The organism is Paenibacillus sp. FSL E2-0178, from assembly GCF_038593005.1.
GTDB lineage: Bacteria > Bacillota > Bacilli > Paenibacillales > Paenibacillaceae > Paenibacillus_AQ > Paenibacillus_AQ phytohabitans.
Genome location: NZ_CP151953.1, coordinates 89826 through 109733, shown reverse-complemented (window position 1 = coordinate 109733; position 19908 = coordinate 89826). Strand labels below are relative to the sequence as shown.

General features: G+C 35.9%; 23 protein-coding genes. 2 read left to right on the top strand and 21 right to left on the bottom strand.

Annotated features, from left to right (window positions below):
- Positions 1-26 precede the first annotated feature (26 nt).
- From MHI42_RS00550 to MHI42_RS00475, 16 genes are all read right to left on the bottom strand, one after another.
- Positions 27-1511, bottom strand: coding sequence for a hypothetical protein (locus MHI42_RS00550; protein WP_342422351.1), 1485 nt, complete (start codon positions 1509-1511; stop codon positions 27-29).
- Between the two features lie 15 nt (positions 1512-1526).
- A complete protein-coding gene (locus MHI42_RS00545) occupies positions 1527-3149 on the bottom strand; it encodes a terminase (protein ID WP_342422350.1) in 1623 nt (540 codons plus the stop codon).
- 243 nt (positions 3150-3392) lie between these two features.
- A complete protein-coding gene (locus tag MHI42_RS00540; RefSeq protein WP_342422349.1) occupies positions 3393-4493 on the bottom strand; it encodes a hypothetical protein in 1101 nt (366 codons plus the stop codon).
- Positions 4494-4612: 119 nt separating this feature from the next.
- Positions 4613-5827, bottom strand: a complete 1215-nt coding sequence (locus tag MHI42_RS00535) for a metallophosphoesterase (RefSeq protein ID WP_342422348.1) — start codon at positions 5825-5827, stop codon at positions 4613-4615.
- Positions 5828-5830: 3 nt separating this feature from the next.
- Positions 5831-6013, bottom strand: a complete 183-nt coding sequence (locus MHI42_RS00530) for a YonK family protein (RefSeq protein WP_342422347.1) — start codon at positions 6011-6013, stop codon at positions 5831-5833.
- A 186-nt stretch (positions 6014-6199) separates the two neighbouring features.
- A complete protein-coding gene (locus MHI42_RS00525) occupies positions 6200-6361 on the bottom strand; it encodes a hypothetical protein (protein WP_342422346.1) in 162 nt (53 codons plus the stop codon).
- A gap of 365 nt (positions 6362-6726) precedes the next feature.
- Positions 6727-7047 (bottom strand): HU family DNA-binding protein, encoded by a 321-nt coding sequence (locus MHI42_RS00520; RefSeq protein ID WP_342422345.1) that lies wholly within the window; start codon positions 7045-7047, stop codon positions 6727-6729.
- A gap of 300 nt (positions 7048-7347) precedes the next feature.
- Positions 7348-7809 carry a hypothetical protein gene (locus MHI42_RS00515; RefSeq protein WP_342422344.1) on the bottom strand — a complete coding sequence of 154 codons (462 nt, stop codon included), beginning with the start codon at positions 7807-7809 and terminating at the stop codon, positions 7348-7350.
- Between the two features lie 127 nt (positions 7810-7936).
- A complete protein-coding gene (locus MHI42_RS00510) occupies positions 7937-8896 on the bottom strand; it encodes a DUF3102 domain-containing protein (RefSeq protein ID WP_342422343.1) in 960 nt (319 codons plus the stop codon).
- A gap of 81 nt (positions 8897-8977) precedes the next feature.
- Complete coding sequence (locus MHI42_RS00505; RefSeq protein WP_342422342.1) at positions 8978-9319, bottom strand: hypothetical protein; 342 nt, start codon at positions 9317-9319, stop codon at positions 8978-8980.
- Positions 9320-9783: 464 nt separating this feature from the next.
- Positions 9784-10116: an ArsR family transcriptional regulator gene (locus MHI42_RS00500; protein ID WP_342422341.1), complete on the bottom strand. Its 333-nt coding sequence runs from the start codon at positions 10114-10116 to the stop codon at positions 9784-9786.
- 1830 nt (positions 10117-11946) lie between these two features.
- Positions 11947-12138, bottom strand: a complete 192-nt coding sequence (locus MHI42_RS00495) for a hypothetical protein (protein ID WP_342422340.1) — start codon at positions 12136-12138, stop codon at positions 11947-11949.
- 446 nt (positions 12139-12584) lie between these two features.
- Positions 12585-13247 carry a helix-turn-helix domain-containing protein gene (locus MHI42_RS00490; RefSeq protein WP_342422339.1) on the bottom strand — a complete coding sequence of 221 codons (663 nt, stop codon included), beginning with the start codon at positions 13245-13247 and terminating at the stop codon, positions 12585-12587.
- Between the two features lie 26 nt (positions 13248-13273).
- Complete coding sequence (locus MHI42_RS00485; RefSeq protein WP_342422338.1) at positions 13274-13444, bottom strand: hypothetical protein; 171 nt, start codon at positions 13442-13444, stop codon at positions 13274-13276.
- Entirely contained in the window at positions 13441-13977 is a 537-nt protein-coding gene (locus MHI42_RS00480; RefSeq protein ID WP_342422337.1) for a hypothetical protein, read from the bottom strand. The genes MHI42_RS00485 and MHI42_RS00480 overlap by 4 nt, the downstream gene beginning before the upstream one ends.
- 117 nt (positions 13978-14094) lie before the next feature.
- Entirely contained in the window at positions 14095-14979 is an 885-nt protein-coding gene (locus MHI42_RS00475; RefSeq protein WP_342422336.1) for a hypothetical protein, read from the bottom strand.
- 896 nt (positions 14980-15875) lie between these two features.
- Here MHI42_RS00475 and MHI42_RS00470 point away from each other — a divergent pair.
- Positions 15876-16046: a hypothetical protein gene (locus MHI42_RS00470; protein WP_342422335.1), complete on the top strand. Its 171-nt coding sequence runs from the start codon at positions 15876-15878 to the stop codon at positions 16044-16046.
- 461 nt (positions 16047-16507) lie between these two features.
- Here MHI42_RS00470 and MHI42_RS00465 read toward each other — a convergent pair whose 3' ends face one another.
- Positions 16508-17419 carry an LPD29 domain-containing protein gene (locus MHI42_RS00465; RefSeq protein WP_342422334.1) on the bottom strand — a complete coding sequence of 304 codons (912 nt, stop codon included), beginning with the start codon at positions 17417-17419 and terminating at the stop codon, positions 16508-16510.
- Between the two features lie 94 nt (positions 17420-17513).
- Here MHI42_RS00465 and MHI42_RS00460 point away from each other — a divergent pair, with 94 nt between their 5' ends.
- On the top strand, positions 17514-17747 hold the full coding sequence (locus MHI42_RS00460) for a helix-turn-helix transcriptional regulator (RefSeq protein WP_342422333.1): 234 nt from the start codon (positions 17514-17516) through the stop codon (positions 17745-17747).
- A gap of 42 nt (positions 17748-17789) precedes the next feature.
- Here the strand turns inward: MHI42_RS00460 and MHI42_RS00455 are convergent, their stop codons facing one another.
- From MHI42_RS00455 to MHI42_RS00440, 4 genes are all read right to left on the bottom strand, one after another.
- Complete coding sequence (locus MHI42_RS00455; RefSeq protein ID WP_342422332.1) at positions 17790-18236, bottom strand: hypothetical protein; 447 nt, start codon at positions 18234-18236, stop codon at positions 17790-17792.
- Positions 18237-18317: 81 nt separating this feature from the next.
- Positions 18318-19367, bottom strand: a complete 1050-nt coding sequence (locus MHI42_RS00450; RefSeq protein WP_342422331.1) for a site-specific integrase — start codon at positions 19365-19367, stop codon at positions 18318-18320.
- Complete coding sequence (locus tag MHI42_RS00445) at positions 19351-19488, bottom strand: hypothetical protein (RefSeq protein WP_342422330.1); 138 nt, start codon at positions 19486-19488, stop codon at positions 19351-19353. The genes MHI42_RS00450 and MHI42_RS00445 overlap by 17 nt, the downstream gene beginning before the upstream one ends.
- 70 nt (positions 19489-19558) lie before the next feature.
- Positions 19559-19813, bottom strand: a complete 255-nt coding sequence (locus MHI42_RS00440) for a hypothetical protein (protein WP_342422329.1) — start codon at positions 19811-19813, stop codon at positions 19559-19561.
- Positions 19814-19908 lie beyond the last annotated feature (95 nt).

Here is a 19908-nt window from a genome sequence, read left to right as displayed (position 1 = left end):
TTCACCCCCTCTCAAAGCCACAAGTATTATTTAGCTCGGTTTGCATTGGCATCCGTTTCCCTTGTTTTGCGTCCTTTATCAGACAGGTCTTTATCATCAGATTTAGGTCTTCCCTTCGTGCCTTCGCTACCTTGAGTATGTGTGGATTGGAGAGGGTTTAATTGCTCATCTAGTTTCAGATAATTATTTTCAAAATTAATCAAATTCATGAAGGTTGATTGCTTCACTCCCATTGCAGCCAAAGGCATTAACTTGGAGTAACCAAGGGTAGCGCCTTCCTTATATAAATCGAACATTTCCTTCCGGTTAAAGATGGTTATCTTGGGAAAAAGAATTTCGAACTGATACGACCTACTTTTAAACAACGTCTTGAATTTATTGTCTCGCCATCTTTTAAATTGACTCAACAGGGGATAGACAGAACTTTCGTCAATTTTAACGGAGTATGATAAACCAATACTTCCGCCATCAGTACCCGAACTAAAGAGAATTTTTGAAGTGTTGGCCGATTCATAAACATTGTTCGTTGCTCGATCAATATTATCCTTAACAGTCGATCCTCTTTCTTGGAGGTTGACTGCCTCGATATCCAATGGACTAGTTAATACATCAATTCCCTCTTGCGTAATCATCTTCTTTGCATTGGCATGGAGTGCCTTACCTTCTTCAAGTTGAAGGAGAGGAAGCCCAGAATCCTTATCTATAGGAAGCTTCTGCACAATTAACTTATACAAGTTCAATTTACTTTGAGACTTATCTAATTCCTTATACTCTTTCAAATCAACCAAATCTAAAAACACATCAGATAATAAAGGTTTTGGGGTGTCGGTAAACTTATGACATCTTGCAAAGGTTGGATCTAATGGAATCCATTCTTTTGTCTTTCCATTTTTATAGTCGAGGTAGTAATCGAGGAATTCACGGGGGAACATTTCAAACAATTTCAGTTTCAATTCAGTATCTCTATACATATCAAAAAATCTGAGGTCGAACTCAACACCGTAAGTTCCATTCACTTTATATTTTGATCTACAATATTGTGGAGGTAACTGCTGTATTGACACAATATTATCTACTTGTCTCTCGTATCCGTAAAATACACCATCAAGTAGTGTAATAAAAGTGATAAAGCGTTCTGCTTCTTCGATATAACTGTTGTCCGTATAATCCATTATGTATTGATAATCACGCTCGAACCTATCCGAAGTTAACACATCGCTCTTTTTAACTTTGGGAACGATTAAATAATCAAATGTGAGAATGTTAGATAAGTATTGGACTAACCCCCGATATTGACCTGAGGCCAAGAAAAAGTAATTTGATACTTCCCTTAATTTATCTACATTATTACTCTCTATATAAGAGTTGATTTGTTCCTTGGTGTACTTAGCTCTATATGATTGATTCTTATATGATAAGGCATAAACACCTTCGGAGAGCTTATCATATTGGATCATTTCTCGTTCATAAGCAGGATTAGAAAATTTAGTATCTTCTGTTATTTCACTCACCTCCAATCATGATAATTAGTTATGGAACATGTATTTTGTGATATCTACTTTGGCCTTTGGTTTATTGGTTACAAGTTCACGACGCACCTTCTGTAAATACCATCCAAGCATTGCAAGGCAATACGCCCTGTCGTCATGCATCTTCCCCTCTTTTTCGGTGGAGAGGTCATAGCGATAGTTTCCATTGGTTCCTTTGTGACGATATATATTTACGAGTTCTTCCTTCGACAAGTCGATATTTCGAAGTGCAAGTTGCTGATCGAAATCCAGTTTAGCTTTCACATATTGTATTTCTGTTTCAACTTTATTGTTTCCGTCCTCATCTTCAACCACGACTTCTTTTCCCGTTTCCTTTGGAACCATAATATAATCTTTGCCATCGTATTCAGCGGTAAACGAAATCAAGTCAAGATTCAACATCTCTAACAAAGCATCGTACATTTCACGCTTATATTTTTGTGGACTCATCAATTTTAATTTATCAACCGCATTTGGAAATCTAGAAATGTACTCATGATTCTCTTGTTTATCAATCAAACCCTTATGCTTACTACCATCCACATCGTCCCAGTCATCCATAAAATAATCTGCATAGGTCGTCCCGTGTCCACCTGCACCCGCATCAATCAGGAGACATTCAATATTCTCGTAATCGGCTTGCTGTTTACCATTGTAATCAAGCAGCATTTTTTTCAATGCAGCCATCTGTTCAGGTGTACGCATCGGCGTTTTCTTTTTCTTTCCAAGATCTACAAAGCTTACACCGTTTACGATTTCCATTCTTGGGCCTATACCTTCATCATGGATAATTTCTGCGACCAAACATACAGAGTTATCATAATGATGTGCAGGGTCATATGCAAAAACAAATTGTCTCTTTTCAGAGGCACTATTATGAATGACAGGCAATCGACTCTGCGAGTTCCGTATGACTCCAGCTCTTTTAAAGACTTGATTATCTCCACCGTCTACCGAGAACTTGTTATAGAACTCTCTTAGTGCCTTCTCTTTGTTCTTTCTCATTTCTGCGTCAATGGTATCTCTTTCTATAAGAGGAACTGGATATAACTTGCCGTTAAACATAGGACGAATCATAACTTCGCAGTTAATATCGCAAACGAAATAATCCTTATTTCCGAGTAACATTTGTTTAGAGTAATCTCTATATAGTGAATAGAAGTAACTTTCTGTACTGGATGCAGAAGAAATAAACAGTCGTTGGTTCGGTACTTGTTTGGGTAAGGTGTCTACATTAATGTCCCCACCCATTCGGAAAGACGAGTTCTGCAATAGAAACGGTGTAGTGGCTACCACATAATCTTCCTCCGTCCAACCGCTCTCATCATACACGTTAAGCGCACTTCTTTTGCCTCGGTTGTTATTTATATCTCCGCTTAAGCTTGTTACAGCACTACCGTTGTAGAGCTTATAATTAAAGCCCGACTGAGCATGAGTGAATCCATCTGTATTAGCTGCAGACTTGACTAGTTCGCCCATAAAGAAATCAGTTAGTCCAGTAAAGCTGTTAATCTCATTCTTAGCAATCTTCTCTATCTTCATAAAGGTATCCTGGCTTTGAGCCGATACGTTACTGAGTATGTATGTATTGTGTCCGTGAAACAAAATACCTTTTGCCATAATTAATGGAGCACTTAGGGTACTTTTCCCGCCATTCCGGGTAATCACCCACACATTATAGGGTTTCAGCCAAGTGTTCATAAATGCATATTTTTGTGCGTCTAGAAATTCAATTCCAAAGAACCGCTCACAAAACTTCACTGGAGATTTACTAACGTCCCCATTGAATGATTTCAGCTAATTTAAGATACCCTTCTAGCTTTCGCTGTGAAATCTGATTCTGAGATTGCTTCATTATGATATTCATGAGGATGCATCACCTCCATCTGAGTAAACCTTGAGTGCAATTTTTAATTTTCTATTTTCTTCTTCCAGAGTTATGACTTTTCCATCCAGTTTCTGTATCATTTGTTTTTGCTCGCTAATCATCTCAGCATAATCATTCTCGTCTAACATTAATTGGTCCAGAATGCTCCGATGGCTAATGTCCGCAATCTGTTTCATGGCTTCAGCGGTTTCAAGATTAAATACATTCACAGAGGCTTCATCCAAACCAATTTCATTCAGTTTCTTTACGATTCCGTTTAGAGTATTGCCACCTTTACTCTTATTATTGTTGTGATTAACAGATAGTCCATTGTCTTTGGCGAGTGCAGTTATTGCTGTAAGTAAGCCCTTCTTTGCATCCATTAAAGACTTAATGCTACCTGTATTCTGAGTAAGGCTGTCAATGTCCGCTGTCAATTTTGAAATGGCCCTATCGATTTTGTCAATTTGTCCAAAGGTTTTAACAATTGAAATGACAACGGGAAGCTTGTAGCTGTCTTCAAGTGTGCCTTCATCGAGAAAATCTACTAATTTGTTGTATAATCCCTTTTTGTCGATATCAGATTCAGACTCAAATGGATCATATCCAATCATTCTTAATACATCCGCTTTGTTTTGTTCATCCTGATCTGAAAAAATGATTTCTTCGCCAGGATTAACCTTCTCTACTTGAGGAGAGGAGAGGTTGTTGCCTAGAGAGTTATCTCCATCATTCCAACCTGAATTTTTATGATTCAATTGTATATTTTTGAGATATTTTCCGAAATAGTCTGATATACCGTCTCTATTACATTCCTCAACATTTAACGTCCATACTTCAGATAAAAAGGGACGATCCATCGTGCGAAGCACATCTTTTACTGTCTGTAAGTCGCCATAATCTATCTGTTGTTTTATACAGAGTTTACAAGCACTGGTTCTGCCATCGGCATCAAGCTTATGATTGGATTTGTAGAAGCCTGAATTGGGTTCATTAACGTTCTTGCTCTTTCCACAACTTGTACATGGCTTCTTTGCACTAACGGGTTTAACCATTCCGCTTATAATTTTGCTCTTGCTTCCTGTAACTCTAGCCATACGCTCTCCCTCCTTTACTCTTTATTTTATTTTTGTGATGTAGGCCGGAAAAGGAGAGAGAAACCTTCCTACACCAGAAAAATAAAACAAAAGAGAGAACGAATCATCGTTCCCTTTGCCTACAATTTAATGTTATATGTAACGGTTCTGCCTCTGTCTTCTTCAATGATCATTACCTTTGCACCCGCATTAGAAGTCTTTTTCAACTTCAGTGAGTAGTCATCAATTCCAATAATCGAATCCGTCTGTATGTACTCTACATTGCGATTACCATTCATTGCGATTGTCTTCTCATGGTAATGATGTAAATGACCAGAGAGTAGCATATGAATAGGTTTGTTATACGTCAGCATGTAATCCTTAATACTATTCTCAAGATTTCTCTCGTTCTCGCCGTGGACTCCGAGTACCTTTGTTCCCAGGATATCTACATACATAAATTCATTACAGTTGTTTACCGAAATATTCTTATTGTCTTTGAGATTTGCTTCAATAAGTTTCGTAATCCACTTCTGAGCATTCTCATGTGGGAACTCATCACGTTTACCGGATAGCATTCTCATTTGATCATGATTTCCGAAGATGGAGTAGTAATCAATGTAACAATACTTAGACAGCTCATTTAGCCATTGGCTCATAAATTCTGCAAAGTAAATAGCTGAATCAGTCACCCCAAGCTTTAAACTCATTAGTTGACTCATTCTTAGAATTCCATCTACGCTATCTCCGAGGTTAGGGAGGGTCACATGATTAATCTTTTGCTCATCATTGATAACCACAAACTCCTCAAGTAGCTTCCACATACGTTTCTCCATAATTTCAGGAGAATATTCGTTCAGGATTTCTCCTTCCCATCCACGTAGACAGAACTCAACTCCGGTATGCATATCTGCAATAGGCATTAGGAAATCACGTTTAGCATTGTTTTTCTTTATATGTATTTGAGGAATAACAATAGTTGGTCGTTTCTCTACAGCTTCAATAATCTTCTCTTCAAGCAATTCTGCTCTGGATTGTTCGCGTAATTGCTTATTATATTCATTCTTCTCTGTCTGCAGTTTAATGCGTTCTTTACGTTGCTCTACAGTAGCATCTCGAACTTCTTGAACAACTTCATTATTTGCATACTTAGCCAAAATAATCGGCTTCAACTCAACGTAACTGTTATATCGCTTACGCCATCTGGATTCAGAGTATTCATCATCACATTCATCATTCAATAACTTTGCAGCTTGAGTCCATGTAAGGTCATATGTAGCTAGATTCTCACCCAGACGTAGCAAAAAATCGTCAATAGTTTCTGACGAATCACGTTTAATATTATTCAATTCCATATATTATTCCTTAGGTTGGACTGGCAAATCTTCTTTAATACTAATTGAGATATGCTTTCCGTCATAGAATTTCAATTCATCGAGCAGATCATAAGTAGCGATACCGTTCTTATCTTCCTCAGTAATCTCCATAACCTCAGTATTGAGCAAACCTTTAAATTGAATCGAGTTATTACGTTTAGCCATATGTATGTATATCTCCTTTATATTGGGTTGGTGTGCTACAATGTGCCACGAATTCTGCAGATCGGTCTAGATCAAGGCTACACCGTGCCACACTCCATATTTAATTGTCCTACAATTAATCCAAATTAATGAACATTGATAAAAATCAATTTAACCTGATGTATTTGTCATACATTTAATAACATTTCACTTCTGCTCACTACCCACTACAGCCTGTTTGCGTTTCTTGTTTTTCACACTTTTTCCGTATTTCTCGTCCTCGTGGGCAAGAGCGTCCATAGCTTCATCCCAGTACTCATGTGAGCTATACGATACATATTTATTCAGCATTTGTTGTGAATTTTTCATATGATTTGTTTTTCACCTATTTCTATCATCCTTTATATGTTTTTGAACAATATAAAAGGACAGTGTTTTTAACTCACCATCCTCCATATTGCCTCCGTCATAAAAGGTTGCCTATCACATCATAGGCTGTTTCCGTATTAAATTGTTCTCCTGCCTCATTACAGGAATTTTGGGTTTACTATTACCCTGTAGAGCGATGGATCAATATCCACACCGCATAAAACAAACAAGTAGTTATTTGCTTTATGCGATTCCCATTATGTAGTGTAATGGGTCGCGTAGTTTGTAGTTAGTTATTTTATACGTTGTGATTAGGAGAGTATATGATACCCTCACATAATTCTTGGTTACTTGTAATATACTATTTACTTGATAACTCTTTTAAGTGCTGCTGAAGGTTTGAATGCAGCAACTTTAGTCGCTTCAATTTGAATAGTTGCCTGTGCTTTGGCGATTTCTGGATCAACACCTTGATCCTTGAGTTCTTTAAGCATCTTCAGGTTTACTCCAGAACGAGCAGAACGAACACGAACTTCAAATGCTCCAAACCCAGCAATATTCACCTTATTTTCAGATACTAACGCTTCTACGATAGCCTCAAATAATGCCTCTGTAGTTTGAGCTACAATCTTTTTATCTAATCCTGTTTTGCTAACTGCATTCGATATCAAATCTTGCTTATTCATAATTCAATCTTCCTTTTATGTTTGTTATTTTTATTATCTATATTTTTTATTAGCCATATAGAATAAGGGTTTGTAGGCTTGCTAAGCAATTCTAGTTTCCGTCGTTTCGATTACATTTCTATACCTAATACAGGCCATGCCCCTCCCCCTATCACATGTCTACCTTCGCACCTCTTAAAAACATCCCAAGCATAGGGGGCTTTTCTTATACTTTTTATAAAAAGTGTGGCGTTTTTGGCGAAAAACGGGCAAAAATTGATGTTTCCCTCCGGTTAGGGAGGGAGTTTTATTGAATTTCAATTATTGAATTCGTCCATTTGAACTTTCTTCCATATCAATTTGACCATTAATCAGCTTTTCAATGTCCAATTTTTCTTGCAATACTGGTTCTTTAAAATTGAACTTCTTTACCAAATACAATTTTCCACTTCTAAGATAATGGTAGTCTACGCTTGAAAGAGATTTTATGTATTCTTTAGCTTGCTCAAATTTAATCCGTTGTGTGTGAGAATATGGCCCCTTATGTCCATTAACATTTCGTTTATATATTGTGTACAGACCTCTGTTAACCTTCGTCCATTTTTTATAATACTCATCACCTTGTTTTCTACTTGGAGATATAGAAGGATGAAGCAGCTTAGTAATCTCCGTGGTTTTTTCCCCAATGAGTTTTGAGATTTCATCAGATTCCCAATCCTCAAGATTTTCCTTCACCACCATTGATTCATACTTATCAATAACTAGGTTTGCAACCTTAAACACAATCTTTTCAGAACGTTATGTTTTGATTACATTATTTTTAGTTTCTTCAGTAAGGTGGGCCATACGATTAACTAACTCAAGTTGACTTTCCAGCATAGTTCTCATAGATTCCAAATTATTATATTCTTTATTCATTAATACTCTCCTCTATTTGTTTGATTTCAATAATATTATTATAATTTTGATGTTTTGGGGTGCTTTCAGATAAGTACTCTTTTAGATTCTCAACAAACTTCTCTAAAGATTTTGTTGATTCAATTAGTTCTCTTCTTACATAACTATCTGCATACGCCATTGCACCTTGAAGATATAACGGGGGTGCAGTCTCATTGATAAACTTCTGGATTTTCAATTGTAAGTCAAACATACTAACGTGTGTTTTAGATTGCATAATCTCTTGTTTTCGCTTAGTTTCAAGCAATTCAAATTCCGATGAAGATATGTATTCTTCTAACCTGGATTTTTCACTGTCAATTTCACCAATGAGCTTTTGTAATGCTTCTTCGTTTGATTTTGTTTTATCATATTTACTTCTCAAATCCTCTAGTTCATTCTTGATTCGTTCTGGAACAACTTCTTTAACTACTTGTTTAGTTTGTGGCGGCAGAGATTTTAATGATTCAATGGTGTCGTGCAGTGCTATGTTGCTGTCTTCAAGTTCTTTCACCTCCTTTTCTTTGTCTTTAAGTGCTTTTTTCACCTCTCGCAACTCGCGAACAGTCATTTCATCTATTGATTTAGATTCGCCTGTTGATGGGATAGTGTGATTCTGATCAATAAATTCTGAACGGTCAATTGATTCAGGCAAAGAGAGCATTTCGAATATTTTACTTGATGGCAAATCGTGCGATGTCGCACCATTTCCGAATTGTTCGAAAGCTTGCATCATTCGCTTGGCACTCGTTGCCTCTAAGCCAATGCTTTCTAGCCATTCAATCCATTGTCCATGCACCAGATTATTCTCTTTTACATATTTCAACCGCTTGCCAATCTCAAATATGGATTGTCCTGCAATTTGCTTATAACTGTTAATCTCTGCTGTAATAACATTTAGATCATTTGACAATAGAACTATTTGTTTGTTCAATTATTATCTCTCCTTGTTAATACACTAATCACTCTGGGATATCGTTATCTCCCATTGTTTGCTCCTATGTATCCCAGTATTTTAGTTAGCTCTTTTAATCTTTTTGGAATACTCTTCATATTCTTTTTTATTTTTGTCATAGTGGAATTTATAAATTTCTGTCATACCATCAGCTTCAACGTATTCATCAAGCAGTTGAGCAAACTTTACTGCACTTGGATCTTCAGCGAGAGAAATCATTCCATCAGGCTCCATACTATCTTGAAAAAAGGAATAAAGATCATAAGAGTGGTCATTCATTTCAATCCAAGTCCATAGCAACTCGTAAAAATCTTTCATTTCATCATATGAAAGAGTGTTAGGGTTAGAGATTTCTTTTGTTCTTGTTCTCTCTTTATTTCTTTTAAAATTCTCAAGTTGCAATACTATTTATCTATTCTCCTTTAATTCTCTTTTTATTATTTATTATTATACTTATCTTCATACTGATTAAGCAAAGTATCTCCATCGTATTGTTTTAACGTGTTAAAAAATATGTCTATAAACAAATCTACATGCTCACTATATGACTCATTAGATAACGGAAATTGTGAATCTGGTTTAGTATTGTCACGAATATATTTATACAGGTTGTATAAATGATCTTGGTCATGAATCCATCCCCACAGCAACTCGTAAAACCCCTTAACCTCTTCAATTTTGAATTGTTCTGGTTTGTTTAATCTTTTAATAACTAAACCTCCTTTTTATATCTATAGTATAATAGTTATTTTTATTTTATTTTTTTCATTTATCCTCGTAGAGTATGGGGCAATATTTGTAATACTCTACGAGGATCGTTGACTTAACATTTCTACATTTTCACAACCACGAATACTCTATGTATTTTATTCGTTGTTATCAGCATATTTACGGTTATGTTCTCCGATTAACCGACTTATATGCTTGATAAACTCCATTGTTCCTTTAGTTCTTTCTTTTAAATCTTCGTCATCAGCTAGATATATTACATTTTCTATAGCTCCTCCTTTTCGCACAGTATCAGATACTCGCAGAATGCCTAAATCGAATAGTGTTTTAGAATGACGGTACAATGTTGATTTCGGAATGTCTAGCTTTTCCATCAACTCATACTGAGTACTTTTTCGACCATCACTTAAAACCTCAATAATTCTAATCTTCGTTGGATTTAATACTGCTTCTAACAGCTGATCTTCCATTTGGTAATATTCCCCTTTATAATTCAGCCCCGGGAAAGAGAATAACACATGCAGGAATACTTTTCCATCTTTTTTTTAAAAAAACATGGATTTATTGGTTTATATTTTTGAAAAATTTTGCATTTGATCACAAAATGCTTCTTTTGATGTCATCATCTTATCATCTCCTTTTGATTGTTATTGGGTACGCATTTAATATAGCATCAAACAATATTTTTGTATATAGTTATTTTTATTTTAATATCTTTTTCTTCTCAGAGGGCTTAAGTTAGGCCCTCTCAACACTTGAGGTCGTGGATGACTTCTCCCCCATATGGGGGAAAAGATTCGGATATACCATTTTGGGAGATCTGGGATCCTACATCGATATTTAACTCGCCATCAACATCATCAACCAACTCAAAATTGAGTTCGTCAACTCGCTCCGAGAAATCTCGGAGCAAATCCGTTATCCTTTAAAAGGATATCGAACCGTAAATATTACCTGTTGTTAACTCTGACTCGCTTTGGGGAACCCCAAAGCAAAAACTCATATTGAAGTTTTGCTATTTAGCTCCTCTGCTATTTTCGGAGGACCTCCTCCTTACTTATTTGGGGAACCCCGATAAAGGTGCGTCAAATTTACCGCTCCTTACTATTTCGCGATTTCACGATAAAGGGTATTAGACAAATCTGTCCATAACCTTCAGCTTCAACCGCCTTGAAATTCGTACAGGTTAAGGAACCACCGGGGACCACCCTGCAGTCCTTATATATCAAGGGTTTACATCAAATTAGTCATCAAAAACCCTTGATTTAGGGACCAGTCGGGAACCTGTACGGAATTACCGTATCACTCCGCAACTTTGCGGAGTCAGAGGATGTATGTTCAACATCCCCCCCGGAAGTAACTGTTGGTTACTTCCGGAAAATTTCCGGTGGCTTAATTAGGAGTCCTAACTTGGAGCTTCATCCACGGGGAACGAAATTTCGTTCTCCCTATCGACCATACCGATAGCCTCGATTCAATCGACATCATAAGGAGGGTTAAATTTTCATCCTCCTGCCCCCCAAATATGAGGGGCAGAGCTATAACCGATATCAACTTGAAATTTCAAGGACAGGTAATCGAATGGGAAACTTTTCGCACTCGGTTCAGTTACCGTCAAGTTGAAGGAGAGCTGAATAGGTGTGCTTAAAAATAAACAGTCCTATGATATTGGGTGTCGTCAAATTGACGATTGGCTCAATCTGCACAAAATTGTGCGCATTGACGATAAGGGTAACATCAATTTGATGCCAGCATTAACCGTGTCAGTTGGTGACACGTGTCACCTTAGATTAGTTACCTTCTATCTGATTGCTGCTTAACCTAGGATAAAATGGCCTAGGTAGTTACTGTTGAGTTGACGCTGTGTCAACCCTACGGAAAATTTCCGGTAGCTATTGAGTGGTGGTCAGTTTGACCACTACTGACTAACGATTCGTTATTGAGTTTATTCATTAACAGTTAATAGTGTGGCGACATCGCCACTCAATACAATGTGACCAACTAGGCAAAACGAAAGACGACTTTCCATTTGGATTCCTCGGACAAAATGCCGACCATTTTAAATGAGATCATAACCATTCATCTACATTGACGGCACGAGCCGTTACATTAACAGTTAATGGGAATGTGCCGATCAATATGGGCAACCGATTGCCCATTTGGTTAATATTGATTAGCTTCCCCTCATATTTTTGGGGGGTAGATCAAGAGGGGATAATCCCCACTTGACTATTTAACGTAGTGTGAAACCAATGGCAAAACTTCAATTAAGGTTATGGTTTGCGATTTCGCAAAGCGAGTCAATGTGGGATTTTTTGACTATATTCAACTTCTTCAGTTTTTACACAATTCGTTATGCTATAGTTCTCCCGGCCAAAATCATCATAAGCAAACTCCTCATCATTGCAGGTGTGCAGCTCATACACCTTATTCTGAGTGAAACCGCAATTAATATCAAACGCAAAACCTACAACTTTAACAAATTTACTCATTAATACTACCTCCGATTTATGTATTTAATTATAGTTATTTTTCGTTTGTTTATTGCTATGAATTAATTGATTATACTTTTCCCCCTCCAACTACATTAGATAGTTAGATGAGGTTAAGATTATAAATAGATTAATAAGAGAAATGATACTTAGAATTGATGTGAGATAATGAGATAATAGTCAACAATTCATAACCATACATTAACCTTGTTCCAGATGCCTTTGATCTTTTGGTTTTGATCTTGACCTCATTACTTAGCGAAGCGTTTCAAGTTTCAAACAAGAGGCGTGAGCCAGTTGTAAATACTTAATCTAAACATCTATAAGATCTAAAAGATTTAAAGATAACTTACTAGGGTAAAAAAATGGCCGCCATTTCTTTACTCAGACTCTTCCCATTTTTTACTTAGACTATGCCCAAACTTTACTGAGACTACGCACATTTTTTACTTAGAGCTTTTTTTGTATAATCTCTCGAAATTCTCATGCCTAACTACATAGTGGTTATTGAATTTTTTAAAATCATACTTGTCGTTCTGGTCATACTGATCATGGTGTTCTAGTTTATGCTGAGTTACGTCCAGGAGTTTCTTTTTCTCCAAGGATCGGTGCAGCTTAATAACTGTTGGTTTCGATATCCCTAACTCATTAGCTATTGTTTCTTCCTTGCAAAAGCAAAATTTCCTGTTCGTGTTGTTGATGTATGATTGTATGTAATATAGAAACCTAAATTCTGGAGGTGTAATTAGTTTATTTTTCATAATATTGAACAGCAGTATTGGCATTTCAGTGAAAAACTCATCTTCTTTTCTGATCTTGATGTTAAACTTTCTCTCGTTTAAGCATACTGTTATTGGTTTGTGTGGACTCCGCTTTCCAATCTCATTTAAAAGATAGCCCTGATTATAAAGATTAAGAAACACTTTGTTTATTACTTTGTCACTGAGTCCCGTAGAGCGCCTTACTTCATCAGAGTTAATATCATGCGTATATTTATTTTTATGATTGAACACTGATAATTGAAAAAATGCAATCATCACAAAGTCATTTGACGTAATGCCTGGATTGCGTACTGTACTGTTAAGAATGTTTATTGTTGACTTGCTCATGATAGAAATTCCCTTCTAGAAATTAATTATTGCTTAGAGAACTGTCTGACTGCTTCGTGAAGTTCAGGTACATTCTCAAACTGCCAGAACTGGTCATGACTTACTGTATGTAATCCAGTTGTGATGAATTCAAAGTCGTGTTCATAGCGTAGATATTTCATTAAAGCTTTGTCGTATACATAGAAGAAACGGTTCATTGATTAACTCCCTCCTCTTTAATCTCTTCAGCTATTAGTTTCAATACTCTTTCTATATCAGCTATAGGTTCATTTGTAATCTTACTCAATTCATCCATCGACATATTGTCGGAGTCTTTTACTCGTACAATAAATAACATTCTCCCTGCTAAGTGTCCATGTGCTTTATATACTTTTAGATAATCTGCTATAGGTACAAGCACGCCTGACTTTTCAGAGAAGTTGTTAGTCTTAGGATTTAGCATCAACTTTGTACCCACGCCAATTTTATATTCGGGTGGTTCAGATAGATAGTTATATTCAAATAGATTATGTAAAGCGTTTTTAATATTCCTAACATTACTATTGTTTAAATTAACAATACTCTGCAATCTGTACAATGTATTGGCACAATAATTATCAAAATGTATTTCGCTTTCAATCCTCAATCCATTTAAGCGATGTAGAATTGAAAACTCCATGGAGGTCAAGCGATTATCTAGAATAATGCTCTTTGGCACATAAACTGGTGGTTCATTTTTAATATTAATCATTTCCTTTCATTAAGATAAGTATAGTGTACACCTTGTTTATTTAATTGTATATAGTTATTTTTAGTTTATTAAAGAAGAAATACTTTTTCCTCCATCTTCTTACGAACCTTCTGCCCCTTAGCAGCGCTCCCTATTCATCACTTGGTAAAACAGATCTATTGTTTCCCGATTCAAAAACAATGGACTGTACCATTTTTCCGACCCATCTAAAGCATATCCTCCATTTAGCCCAACTGCTAAATTCATCAATCCATCACGTTCAGTCGAAAACTTTGCTATCCAAGCTCCTCCGCTCGCTCCAGGAGCGAAAGGATTTCCAATCATTTCAACAACGTTATCTTGAACAGTTCCCTTGGTGCCATCTACGGCATACATCTTCTCTCCTTTTTCATAATTTGAAGGATACCCAATTGCTCGGAAAGCATTATGTGGATTGCCAACTTGTAAACCTATCCAATCATTAAACGGCCGATTCGTAAATGCAAAGGCATAATCATATGATCTACGGGCACTTTCTGTGCTGCCGACATATTTATCAAGAGTTGATACTCTAGAGATTGGAAAATCATCATTGTTTCCATCGTTATATCCACGGCTGAACAAGAGGTTTGTGTAGTAATTACCAGTCACAGAATCCCGAACACAATGTGCAGCAGTCAACAATATACTACAGTGACCAACAAACTGTGCTGATCCAACTCTATCCTCTGTTGTTCCATCTGTCTTAACTTTAGTTAAAAAGAATTTCCCTCCAACATGATATGGAAATTGTGTCACATCGGCCTTAAAAGGAGTGCCGTAAATAATTGTAGTTGGGTTAGCATTAGAAGTATTGCTTGGAATGATAATTTGGGCTGCTTCATCCAGATAATTGCGAACGCTCTTGTCATCAATCTCATTAAATTTATATTTTGGTGGTGTTAGAGGAACAGCATTTTGTTTTCTTTCTGGAGTCCAATATTCTACAGTCTTCTGGACTTCAACGTCTGAAAAGTTTAACATTTCGATTCACTCCATATTCAAATTTATGAATAGTATGCTCATTACTTTGATGGTCATACATATGGCAAGAAGAAGTATAAGATTAACAATCAACAATAAAACATCGATAATTATCTAAAAATGATTAATATCGCTTTACTCCATACAGAATAAGGGTTTAGGTGTAATTTGGGGATAGATTGTGGATGATTCAGGTGGTTGACGTGGAACTGGATAAGGAGAAAAGTGTAGATAATATAAGGGAAAATTAAGAGGAATGAGATAATAAAAACGATAATATTGAGGTGAAAATATCAGGAAGACTTACGGTAGAAGTAACAACGATATAAGATGAATATACACTTATATAAGTTGAGTGTGGAGATACATGTGCTAGCAGACCATTATGTAAATAAATACCATTTATTGATGTAAAATAGCCCCCTATGTAGGCAACTAAATAGCGCATAAGTATGATTAGAAGCTATTTAGATAGTATTTCTTCAGGCTGTATCATAAATAGACAGTCCATTATATTTGTTTAAATTTTTCAATAGTTTAAGTATTTTTATTTTTTGTTTGTATACTCATCCAATAAACTAATTAGACAATCATCTAATATCGAACGTTAACGATTAACAGCGAAACAAAGACTTATAACTATAAGTTATCATTACATAATTATTGATAGCTTTCATTTATCCAATCTATTCAATTTACTATCACCTATTCATCACCATTACTTGTCATTTGATAACTATTATTCTTTCATCTTTACCCTGCTACTCTCACCTATCTCCTTTCATACCCATTCACATTTCATTCACATTCACCAACAACAATACTAAATATAATAATAAATATTTACTTTATGCACGTTATCGGTTATAATAAGAATATAGAAAAGAGGTGATAACATGCTAGAAGAAATCAAAACCTACGCTTCATTCATTCCCATTATCCTTGCAGTCGTCAAATTCATCTTAGATGAAAAGAGACTCAGGGAAAAGAAACGCAAAGACAACATGGCTACATACACAAAAGAAAATGGTGCTTACCCTCCACGAAAGGATAAACACCGACGGTAAAAAAGAAAGGGAGCGCTAATACAGGCTCTCTATTCCTCATTTACATGATACTATTGAGAGTAAGATTATTCAAGTAAAGGAGTGTTCAGAATGGCTCAGAATGGATTGTATGCCTTGATTATATTGGCTTCTATAACCATGCTGCTTACCATGCAAACAAGCACATGGGCAATTGTTGCGCTTATAGCTGCCATTGTAATTAGTGTTGTAGGCATACTTAGAAACATACAGAGAAAGTCATAAACATAGCCTAGTAATAGCTAGGGGCTGAAGCCCATAGATAAGAGAATGGAACTCATCATGCCTCTTGTTTAGTTCTGTTTTAATAGCTCAAATGAATCTTTACCATCCTTTTCCATAGCTACAGCTATACACCACCTAAACAATGTATCTATCTCTATTCCCATATCTAATTGTATTTGCGTATCCTCTGTGCCTGCTAACATTTGTATAGCTATTAACTATTGCTTTTCTTCTGCCGTTAACTTTGGTTCATTGTTGGCGGCTTTATTTGCTTTATAATCAGCGAATGAATACACATTATTGATTACTGGTGATTGCTCCAATGTGCGCAAATCTGAGCATACTAGGTTAGTTGATTCTAGAGTTGACAGTGTCAAGTCTTCCGTTCGCTTTTGTTCTTCTGGTTCTGGTGCATCATGTCCCAGACCTTCAACCGCAATATCATTAAACGTATCAACCAACGTCTGAGCATAGCTTAAACGGTCTGTAGTATTCTTTGCCCACCATTTACCACCATTATATTTAGACCATTTGAATCCTAAATCTCTGACAGCTTGAAGCACATTTTCCGATGGTTTATATGTGAATCGGATTTCAATTCCGTCCTTTTCTTCATTGATTGTAAGTGTTGCATGATTATTTGATTCACAGTCGGTTGAATCGACCGTAAGACTATATGTATTTTCATTATTTTCACTTTCGTTTCCAATCTCATTTTGTTCATTCCACATTTGTTCGCAAATTTCTTCAAATGCACGATTATAGTAATAATGGTTGTTCAAGTCATTTTCATTCATCTTGCTTTCTATTTCTGCACGAAACTCAGGAGTATAGTCAATATTAGCAGACACATACATGTTACCGCCCGAAAGAATCTCACCAGTGTATTCACAACGTCTAACGCTGCTGTATTGGCTTGTAATGGCTTCAACTGCTTTACGTGTAGGCAGATTAGTCCAAGAAATATCAACGCTTGAACCCATGCTAAAGCGTGATGAACGAACACTAAACTTTACACCTGGAAATGCTACCTTTAATGCTGCTCTGATTTCCTTTGCTGCTTGTACGCAATCTGACATTTGCATCGTCTCCCTTTGGGTTAGTGTGTGTTCCTTAACTCTTGTATTCATAATACCATAGTCACTAGTCACTTGCAACTAGTTTCTTGATGCTTTTCTTTTTTTATCTTATAATATAGTTATCTTATAAAGGAGGTTAATTCCTATGATTGTAAATGTTACTCCACGCCTTAATGAGCTTTTAATTGAAAAAGGCTATAAAAGCCAAAAAGCCTTTGCTGAAAAGTTTGGGTTTTCTCAAAAGACCATTAATTCTTTTGATGGAAGTAAGCAGCATAGAACCATTTTGTTATTCAGCATAGCCGAAGCACTGGGAGTTCAGGTACATGAGCTATTTATCATAGAAAGATCTGACGAGAACGACAAAAAGGACTCCTAAACAATAGGGAGTCCTTTATTTTAGATGTATTTACTTTAAAATTTACGCCCAAGCATATTTATTTACTCCAATATCACGTTTAACTTGATCTTGAAAATATTCTTCAAATTCTACAAATTGTTCATACACTTCTGGATTGATTCCTTTTGTTAGATTTTTGGATTCAGTAATAAATCTCTTTAGCTTTCTAAATTGATTCTCTTCAACAATAAAACCTCTTAGAATCTCTTCGCGCATTCTCCAAATTTCAATGTGTTCCAGCAGGCTACTAGTTGCTTTGTTATTGATATCAAGAATTGTTTTATAAAAGAAAGTTGTAAATTGCCCAATTTTCAAGAAATACAATTTTTCATTATACTCTCCAGATTCAAACGAATAAATCGCATCAATGTTGGTTGGTATAGATTTATTCATTTCTTCGTGTAGTTCCTCTACAGTGATACCTTGTAACTCTCTATAACGTTTTGCTTCGATTCCGATTGATTTCATTTGTATTTTCTCCTTTTTGTTATATGTATTATTAGTTTTAAATAATAAATAAACTAAACATAATTATAATTAAAATCATTGTCAATTATTTATTTGTCTTTGCATCGTCAAAATGAAACCTTCGCTTTGAGTAAAAATTAAATTTAGTAGTTCCTCTTTACTCATACTCTCGAATAATGCCTTATCAATCTCCTCACCCATCTTTAAACCAGCCATATTACTATAATTCTTGTTTTTATGCATATAGCGATTAAGTGCTCCATATCCACTATGACCAAGTTGATCTCGCACCTCTTCAATACCGCCGCCAGTCTCAATTATGTATCCAGCAGCAGAATTTCGGAAACTATGGAAGACTATATTTCTTTCTTCGCAAATTCCCATTTCTTGTTTTAGGGATTGCAGCATGTCTCTTATTCCCTGGTCGGATAGGTGAAAAATTTTATTATCATTGTATCTTGCATAGTATTTTAGTTTTGTAATTGCTATTAAATCATTATACAACTCGACAGAAATGGGTTTCTCGTGCTTCTTATTTCCTTTTCCCACAACATGTGCAATATAGCAGTTACTCTCTGAATTAAACTTGAAGTTTGTAAGCTGGAGGGAGAGTAAGGAGCTTTTACGGAAACTAGTCTTATACGCTAATCTAATTAGTGCAGCCTTTTCAAAGCCTTTTTTTTGTTTTAAGACAAGCTGCGCCATTATCTCAGCCTCTTGCCAGTCCAACTCTCCGTATTTTTCGCCATCATCGGGCAGCATATCTAACTTGACATCTTCGGCACGTACATTGTTATCCTTATCTCGGCTAAGAAACTCATACAGACTAATTACAGCAGAAGTGTATTGATTAATTGTGGAATTAGTGTAAAGTGGTTCACCTGTCTCGTCTGTTAGACCTTTCAAGTGGAGTTGATACTGTACCATTTTTTTATTTGTTATCTGCAAGTCGGTTACAACTAGTTGGTTAAGGAGTTTCCCACAATGCCACATAAAAAATCTACGTATAGCTCTGCCGTAACTTTCCTTTGTACGCTCACTTTTTAATGCTAATTTTTCAAGAAAAATATTGATATCTTCCTCGACTGTGCTAGAACTAAATCCTACGACATTGTTAACTGCTGCCTGCATCTTTGTTTTCCCTCCGTAAACTGTAAATTTTAATTAACACTTCTTTAGATTCTTTACCATAGCCATATTCCTTGACTGCCTTCCTGTAATCTTCCCACAAATCTTTAATGATTTGATTCATTGTTGATTCCCCTTTACAAAATAAATGCAGTTGCATACAGCCATTATTGCTTTACTGATATATTTATTTTTTATTCTTTAAAGAATGCAAACAACTTATCAACTAAATCGTCAATCTTTTTCACAGTTCGCATACCCCAGGCAGGAGCAAATACTCTAAGTATGTCACTAGTTAATGATTCAAGATAATTGCTAATAGTTTTTTCAATCGCATCAATAGCAGTCTGAAGCTCAGGCTTAAACTCTTTTGTGTGTTCTAACAAGGATACAAATAGCAATGTAGATAAATTATTTTCTTTAAAATACTTGTCCACAGCGCTACGCATCTCAATTTATTTACTTTTAGTCCATAGCTCCTTTTCTTCAATGGGAAAGTCCAGCCATTCACTTACCCATTTATCATATTGCGTATCCAATATAA

Coding starts and splice junctions, on each gene's coding strand:
- MHI42_RS00450 (WP_342422331.1), bottom strand. CDS start 19,367: ATGCAGGCAGCAGTTAACAATGTCGTAGGATTTAGTTCTAGCACAGTC.
- MHI42_RS00520 (WP_342422345.1), bottom strand. CDS start 7,047: ATGAATAAGCAAGATTTGATATCGAATGCAGTTAGCAAAACAGGATTA.
- MHI42_RS00535 (WP_342422348.1), bottom strand. CDS start 5,827: ATGGAATTGAATAATATTAAACGTGATTCGTCAGAAACTATTGACGAT.
- MHI42_RS00470 (WP_342422335.1), top strand. CDS start 15,876: ATGCTAGAAGAAATCAAAACCTACGCTTCATTCATTCCCATTATCCTT.
- MHI42_RS00475 (WP_342422336.1), bottom strand. CDS start 14,979: ATGTTAAACTTTTCAGACGTTGAAGTCCAGAAGACTGTAGAATATTGG.
- MHI42_RS00540 (WP_342422349.1), bottom strand. CDS start 4,493: ATGGCTAGAGTTACAGGAAGCAAGAGCAAAATTATAAGCGGAATGGTT.
- MHI42_RS00500 (WP_342422341.1), bottom strand. CDS start 10,116: ATGGAAGATCAGCTGTTAGAAGCAGTATTAAATCCAACGAAGATTAGA.
- MHI42_RS00445 (WP_342422330.1), bottom strand. CDS start 19,488: ATGAATCAAATCATTAAAGATTTGTGGGAAGATTACAGGAAGGCAGTC.
- MHI42_RS00530 (WP_342422347.1), bottom strand. CDS start 6,013: ATGGCTAAACGTAATAACTCGATTCAATTTAAAGGTTTGCTCAATACT.
- MHI42_RS00525 (WP_342422346.1), bottom strand. CDS start 6,361: ATGAAAAATTCACAACAAATGCTGAATAAATATGTATCGTATAGCTCA.
- MHI42_RS00485 (WP_342422338.1), bottom strand. CDS start 13,444: ATGAACCGTTTCTTCTATGTATACGACAAAGCTTTAATGAAATATCTA.
- MHI42_RS00480 (WP_342422337.1), bottom strand. CDS start 13,977: ATGATTAATATTAAAAATGAACCACCAGTTTATGTGCCAAAGAGCATT.
- MHI42_RS00490 (WP_342422339.1), bottom strand. CDS start 13,247: ATGAGCAAGTCAACAATAAACATTCTTAACAGTACAGTACGCAATCCA.
- MHI42_RS00455 (WP_342422332.1), bottom strand. CDS start 18,236: ATGAAATCAATCGGAATCGAAGCAAAACGTTATAGAGAGTTACAAGGT.
- MHI42_RS00495 (WP_342422340.1), bottom strand. CDS start 12,138: ATGAGTAAATTTGTTAAAGTTGTAGGTTTTGCGTTTGATATTAATTGC.
- MHI42_RS00460 (WP_342422333.1), top strand. CDS start 17,514: ATGATTGTAAATGTTACTCCACGCCTTAATGAGCTTTTAATTGAAAAA.
- MHI42_RS00465 (WP_342422334.1), bottom strand. CDS start 17,419: ATGAATACAAGAGTTAAGGAACACACACTAACCCAAAGGGAGACGATG.
- MHI42_RS00545 (WP_342422350.1), bottom strand. CDS start 3,149: ATGGCAAAAGGTATTTTGTTTCACGGACACAATACATACATACTCAGT.
- MHI42_RS00440 (WP_342422329.1), bottom strand. CDS start 19,813: ATGCGTAGCGCTGTGGACAAGTATTTTAAAGAAAATAATTTATCTACA.